Origin of the sequence: Bradyrhizobium sp. 157, from assembly GCF_023073815.1 — a bacterium.
GTDB lineage: Bacteria > Pseudomonadota > Alphaproteobacteria > Rhizobiales > Xanthobacteraceae > Bradyrhizobium.
This window is the reverse complement of the sequence record NZ_JADPKF010000101.1, coordinates 24,567-30,832: the sequence shown is the minus strand read 5'-3', so window position 1 is coordinate 30,832 and position 6,266 is coordinate 24,567. Positions and strand designations below refer to the sequence as shown.

General features: G+C 63.0%; 4 protein-coding genes and 1 pseudogene. 2 read left to right on the top strand and 3 right to left on the bottom strand.

The genetic code is table 11. The features are described 5' to 3' along the window. Positions 1-185: 185 nt before the first annotated feature. From IVA95_RS31805 to IVA95_RS39185, 3 genes and pseudogenes are all read right to left on the bottom strand, one after another. Positions 186-1,226: a cysteine synthase A gene (locus IVA95_RS31805; protein ID WP_247514091.1), complete on the bottom strand. Its 1,041-nt coding sequence runs from the start codon at positions 1,224-1,226 to the stop codon at positions 186-188. An 89-nt stretch (positions 1,227-1,315) separates the two neighbouring features. After that, entirely contained in the window at positions 1,316-2,545 is a 1,230-nt protein-coding gene (locus IVA95_RS31800; RefSeq protein ID WP_247514090.1) for a cyclopropane-fatty-acyl-phospholipid synthase family protein, read from the bottom strand. A 209-nt stretch (positions 2,546-2,754) separates the two neighbouring features. Next, a pseudogene (locus IVA95_RS39185) lies at positions 2,755-2,923 on the bottom strand (DUF1365 family protein); the annotation flags it as partial. A 470-nt stretch (positions 2,924-3,393) separates the two neighbouring features. Between IVA95_RS39185 and IVA95_RS31790 the strand changes: the two are divergent. Continuing rightward, positions 3,394-4,854, top strand: coding sequence for an efflux transporter outer membrane subunit (locus IVA95_RS31790; RefSeq protein WP_247514092.1), 1,461 nt, complete (start codon positions 3,394-3,396; stop codon positions 4,852-4,854). Then, positions 4,844-6,232, top strand: a complete 1,389-nt coding sequence (locus IVA95_RS31785; RefSeq protein ID WP_247514089.1) for an efflux RND transporter periplasmic adaptor subunit — start codon at positions 4,844-4,846, stop codon at positions 6,230-6,232. Before IVA95_RS31790 ends, IVA95_RS31785 begins: the two co-directional genes overlap by 11 nt. Positions 6,233-6,266: the final 34 nt, after the last annotated feature.

Genomic DNA, 6,266 nt, shown 5'->3' with positions numbered 1-6,266 from the left:
GACGGCCTCAGTGCCGATCCCGTACAGAAGCAAGTGCCCGGCAGGTGGACAGCGCAAAAAGGGATTGACTAACTAAGGCCCGTTACAGAAGCCCGGATGAAGCGCAGCGCAATCCGGGACAGCATCGCCGCGGCGAAACCGCCCCGGATTTCGCTCCGCTCCATCCGGGCTACAAACGCGCGCGCTCACACCTTCTCGAACGGCACGTCGATCTTGGTGCGCTTCTCCAGCCATGCCGGCACCGGCAGGTTCTTCGAGCGCATGAACGCCGGATTAAACAGCTTTGACTGATAGCGGCCGCCGGAATCGGCAAGCACGGTGACGATGGTCTTGCCGGGTCCGAGCTGCCTTGCCAATTGGATTGCGCCAGCGACATTGATGCCGGTGGAGCCGCCGAGGCACAGGCCTTCCTGCTCGAGCAATTCGTAGATCACCGTCACGGCTTCCTCGTCCGAAATCAGGAAAGCGTCATCGACCTTCGCAGTCTCGATGATGGGCGTGACGCGGCCGAGCCCGATGCCTTCGGTGATCGAGTCGCCTGGCGTCGATTTGGCCTGACCATGCTTGAACAGCTCGTACATCGCAAAGCCGTGCGGATCGGCACAGGCGGTCACGATGTCCTTGTTCTTCTCCTTCAGAAAGCGGCTGGTGCCCGCGAGCGTGCCGCCGGTGCCGACCGAGCAGATAAAACCGTCGACCGTGCCGCCGGTCTGCTCCCAGATCTCGGGTCCGGTGGATTCGTAATGCGCCTTGGCGTTGTCGAGATTGTTCCACTGGTCGGCGAAAAGCACGCCGTTCGGCTCGGTCTTGCGAAGCTGATCAGCGAGCCGCCGCCCGACATGCTGATAATTGTTCGGATTGGAATAGGGCAGTTGCGGCACTTCGATCAGCTCGGCGCCGCACAGCCGCAGCATGTCCTTCTTTTCCTGGCTCTGCGTTTCCGGGATCAGGATCAGCGTGCGGTAACCGCGAGCGTTAGCAACCACGGCGAGCCCAATGCCGGTATTGCCGGCGGTCGATTCCACCACGAGTCCGCCCGGCTTGAGATCGCCGCGCTTCTCGGCCTCCAGGATCATCCATTTGCCGGCGCGGTCCTTGACCGACTGGCCGGGATTCATGAATTCGGCCTTGCCGAGAATGGTGCAGCCGGTCGCTTCGGAAGCGTGCTTCAGCTTGATAAGGGGCGTGTTGCCGATCGCTTCGATGACGTCTTTGTTGAAGGCCATGTCTTTGAAATCGCCGGTTTGTTTGCCTATCGTTAGGCGACCCTAAAGGAGGGCCGCCGGCCATACAAGTCAGCGTTGGGGCAGGGCGATCAGCCCGATTTCGCAAATACCACCTGGCGCACGTCGATATTTCCCGACAGGAAACCGGCCTCGCAATAGGCGAGGTAGTATTCCCACAGCCGCCGGAAGCGATCGTCGAAGCCTGACGGCGTCAGGTTCGGCCAGGCTGCGCGGAAATTGCTTCGCCAGATCGCGAGCGTCTTGGCATAGTCTTGTCCAAAGATACGTTCGCGGATGACGGGAACGCCGAAGCGTTCCCCGAGCGTTTTCAGGATCTGCGGCGACGGCAGCATGCCGCCCGGAAAGACGTAGCGTTGGATGAAGTCGACTTCGCGGCGATAGGTCTGGAACAGGCTGTCCTGGATGGTGATGGCCTGGATGCCTGCGAGGCCACCCGGCAGCAGGCGGTCGCGCAACTGTGAAAAGTACTTCGGCCAAAATTGCTCGCCGACCGCCTCGATCATCTCGATCGAGACGATCCGGTCATAGCGGTCGCGCTCGTCGCGATAATCCCTGAGCTTGATCTCGACCCTATCGCTGAGTCCGGCATTGTGAATGCGCGCCTGTGCGAAATCGCGCTGTTCCTTGCTGATGGTGAGCCCGACCACCTTGGCGCCGAACGTCTTGGCTGCATATTCGGCAAAGCCGCCCCATCCACAGCCGATCTCCAACAACTTCTGGCCCGGCCGCAGATCGATGGCCTCGGCGAGCCGGCGGTATTTGTTGTGTTGTGCAGCCGTCAGGTCAGGCGTGTCGTCCTCGAACAGCGCCGACGAATACGTCATGCTGGGATCGAGCCACGCCGAATAGAAGGCGTTGCCGATGTCGTAATGCGCATAGATGTTGCGGCGAGCCTGCCGCTTTGTGTTGCGGTTAAGCCAATGCCTGACGGCCTGGAAGGTGCGCGTCAGCGGGTTGGCGACCACTATCGTCTGCATCCAGTCCTGGTTGACGCAGAACAGATAGAGAAATTGCGTGAGATCGGGCGTGTCCCATTCACCGCGCAGATAGGCTTCCGCAATGCCGATGTCGCCACCGCGCAAAAGCCGCGAGGCAAAGCCGTAATCGTAAATCTTCATCACGGCGGCGGGACCCGGCCCATTGCCGCCCAACCGGACCACGCGGCCGTCGGCCAGCGTTACGTCGAGCGTGCCGTGTTGCAGCTTTGAACCAAAGCCCAGCGCCAGGCGGACCATGCGGGGCAATTCCGGAAACGTCGCGTCTACAGTTTCCGATGTAACCGAAATCAACTCGGGCATGTGCGATCCATCGAATTGCGGTTTACCCGGACTTCGCATGGCCGATCGACCCTACTTCAATGCTTGGCACGGGTGGACAACGCCGGCGAAGTATAGTCGTTGATTTTTCCGCTCGCCAAGCGGGTATTGAAGGCCGCGCCCTGCCGTGGGACCGGCCGCATGCCTCGTAGACACTGTAGAACGCTGCGCGGTTGACGCAGAGCAGCACCGATTCGGTTCGCGTCGGCCAGCCGGTCCAGATCGATCAGCAGGCTTCACGCGATTGCTGAAGCGATGGCCGATCGGCTGCAGCCGCGCATGCATGAGACAGCCGGCGTAAAGCGCCGCGGCAGCATCAGCATAATTGTCTGGTTTCTCTCTTCGCAGCGTTGCGAGCATGGCTACTCCGCGCCGAGCGCTTCGGCGACCGCGAGGCCCGGCCGCAAGCCGTCCTCGTTCCGTGTCCGATCCATGCGCGAAATACGGCTGTTCCCGGAGTTTAAAATCGGCCACAGGCCGGGGCTCCGCTGTGCAACGGGCCCGTGTCGGACGTCAGAACAGGGGAAAAACCCCATGAAATCTTCGTAAGAATCGGCGTCCCGCGGCGCCCCGACATCGTTCCAGGCCCTATAAAACAAGGGCAAGTGAGCTCTTTGTTGCCCGTTTCACGCACCTGAACGCACGATCGGCGAGAGGCTGCGCGGGGCTGTCCGCTCGCTGATCGCAAGGCTAATATCGGGGCTCGGTTACAACGGAAGCATCACCCCCGTGAACGCATCGCAGCCCAACAGGAGAAGCGCTCATATTGCGCCGGGCCGGGATCTGCCCGGTGGAGAACGGGTGTGATCCAGCGCATTGCAACTGCTGCGATCGAAGGTTGGCCTGTTCTCATTCCGGGCGGCAAGCGGCTGGCGCGATCGCTTGCCGTGCTTGGCCTCGTCGCCAGCTCTGCGGGTTGCATCCTGACCAAAGACCTTCCCGACCCTGCGCTCGACATACCCGACGGCTACAAGGCGGCCCGGCTTTCGAAGGCCGCGGACGCACCGCCGACGCTCGACTGGTGGCGCGGATTTCGTTCGCGGGAGCTGACCGGCCTGATGGAAGAGGCGCAGACCGTCAATCTGGACATTGCGGCGGCTACCGCGCGGTTCAAGCAGGCCGATGCGCAGGCGCGGATCGCCGGTGCGGCGCTGTTGCCGAGTCTCAGCGGCACGGGTCAGGAAAGCTATTCCCGCACCTCGGGCTCGAGTGCCAGCGGTCTGTCCATCGGCGGCCGTGAGGTAGTCAACTATTCGGCCTCGCTCAGCGCCAGCTACGAATTGGATTTTTGGGGAAAGAACCGCGACGCCGCCCAGGCGGCGGAAGAGACCGCGGTTGCCACCCGCTTTGACCGCGACGTCATCGCGCTGACCACGCTGACGACGGTCGCCAATGCCTATTTCCAGGTGCTGGCCGCGCAGGACCGGATTCGCACTGCGCAGCGAAACATCGCCAGCGCCGAACGCATCCTCAACGCCATCAAGGAACGCTTCAGGGCGGGCACCGGTACTGACCTCGATGTCGCGCAGCAGGAAAGCGTGGTCGCCAACCAGCGCGCGCTGGTGCCGCCGCTGCGGCAGACGCTCGACCAGAACATCAACGCACTGGCAACCCTGGTGTCGCGGCCGCCGGAATCCGTGCGTGTCACCGGCGGAACCCTCAATCGGATTGCCGCGCCACGCGTCACGCCGGGCCTGCCTTCTGAGTTGCTGACGCAACGCCCTGACATCCGCCGCCAGGAAGCGCAGCTTGCCTCGGCCACCGCTAATGTCGGCAGCGCCCGCGCGCAATTTTTCCCCAGCATTCAATTGACGGGGCAGGGCGGCTATCAAAGTTCGGCGCTGTCGTCGCTGTTTCAGCCCCAAGCCGCATTCTTCAGCATGGTCGGCAGCCTGACCCAGCCGATCTTCGATGGTGGCAGGATCCTCGGCAATTTCGAATTCACCAAGGCGCGGCAGGACGAGTTGCTGCAGATCTATCGCAAGACCGTCGTGCAGGCTTTTGCCGATGTCGATAATGCATTGACGTCGATCCGCCAGACGACCGAGAGGCTGCGGCTGCAGCGCGAAGTGGTGGCAGCATCGCGGCGAGCCTTCGAGCTGTCCGAGCAGCAGCTGCGGGCCGGAACCGCCGATATCGTAACTGTGCTAAATACGCAGCTAACATTGTTCCAGGCCGAGGACGCGCTGTCGCAGGCCCAACTGGCGCGGCTGCTCGCGATCGTCAGCCTCTATCAGGCGCTGGGGGGCGGCTGGGAGCCTAGGATGGAAAGGCCGGTCGATGCTCTTTAAGCCGGAAGTGAAGGACGCCCCAAAGACGGCGGGCAAGCGCGTCGTGCGCGGCATTGGCCGGCGGATGGTGTCGCTTTCGATCACGCTGTTGATCCTCGCCGGCCTCGGCTATCTCGGCTGGAATGCCTTTCAGCAGAAGCAGAGCGGCCGTGGCGGGCCCGGCGCACGTCCCGATCTTCCGGTACCGGTGCTGGCGGCGACGCCCCGCACGCAGGACGTGCCGGTTTATCTCGACGCCGTGGGCTCGGTCCGCGCGCTGAACACAGTGACCGTGCGCGCCCAGGTCGATGGCAAGCTGATCAAGGTGAACTTCGTCGAAGGCCAGGATGTCAAGCAGGGCGACGTGCTGGCCGAGATCGACCCGGTCATTTACCAGGCGCAGTACGACCAGGCGGTGGCGAAGAAGGCGCAGGACGAGGCGCTGCTCGCCAACCAGAAGCTCGATCTGGCGCGCTATCAGCAGCTTGCCGCCTCGAATGCCGGCTCGAAGCAACAGGCCGATACCCAGCGCGCCGTGGTCGCCCAGCAGGAAGCGCTGGTGCAGGCCGACCAGGCCGCGATTGATAATGCCAAGGCGATGCTCGGCTACACCAAGGTCATCGCGCCGCTGTCGGGGCGCGCCGGCCTGCGCCAGGTCGACCAGGGCAACATCATCCGCGCCTCCGACGTCACAGGCCTCGTCATCATCACGCAATTGCAGCCGATCGCGGTGCAGTTCAGCCTACCGCAGCAGCAAATCGTGCGGGTCAACGCTGCCGCCGCCAAGGGACCGCTCTTGGTGGACGTGTTCGGCAATGACGGCGTGACGGTCATTGATACAGGTACGCTCAAAGGCATCGATAACCAGGTCGACCCGACCACGGGCACGCTGAAACTGAAGGCTGAGTTTCCCAACGCCAAATTCCAGCTCTGGCCCGGACAGTTCGTCAATGTGCGGCTGAAGGTCGAAACGCTGGAGAAGGCAATCGTGGTGCCTACCTCGGCCGTGCAGCGCGGCCCTGTGGGTACGTTCAGCTACGTGATCGGTCCCGACAACGTGGCGACGGCGAAGGCAGTCGTGGTGACGCAGCAGAACGAGAACGATGCTGTCATTGCGAGCGGGCTTTCGATCTCCGACCGTGTCGTGACCACGGGTTTTGCGAACCTGTCCGACGGCGCCAAGGTCTTGATTGGGACCGACGACCGTGCGCCGACCGCCGACCTCGCGCCGCGCAAGCGCAGCCGCAGCCCCGATGCCAAGGCAGGTCCGGGCAAGGACGGTCAAGCGAATGATGGCGAGCGCCGCGGCAAGCGCGAGCGAGGCGAGGGCGATCAAAAGGGACAAACCGGCCCGGCACCGGCCGAGCCAGCGGGCGGCGCTGCGAAGTCGCAGCCGTGATCGATGCACCGCACGCCTGAAATGAATTCGTAAA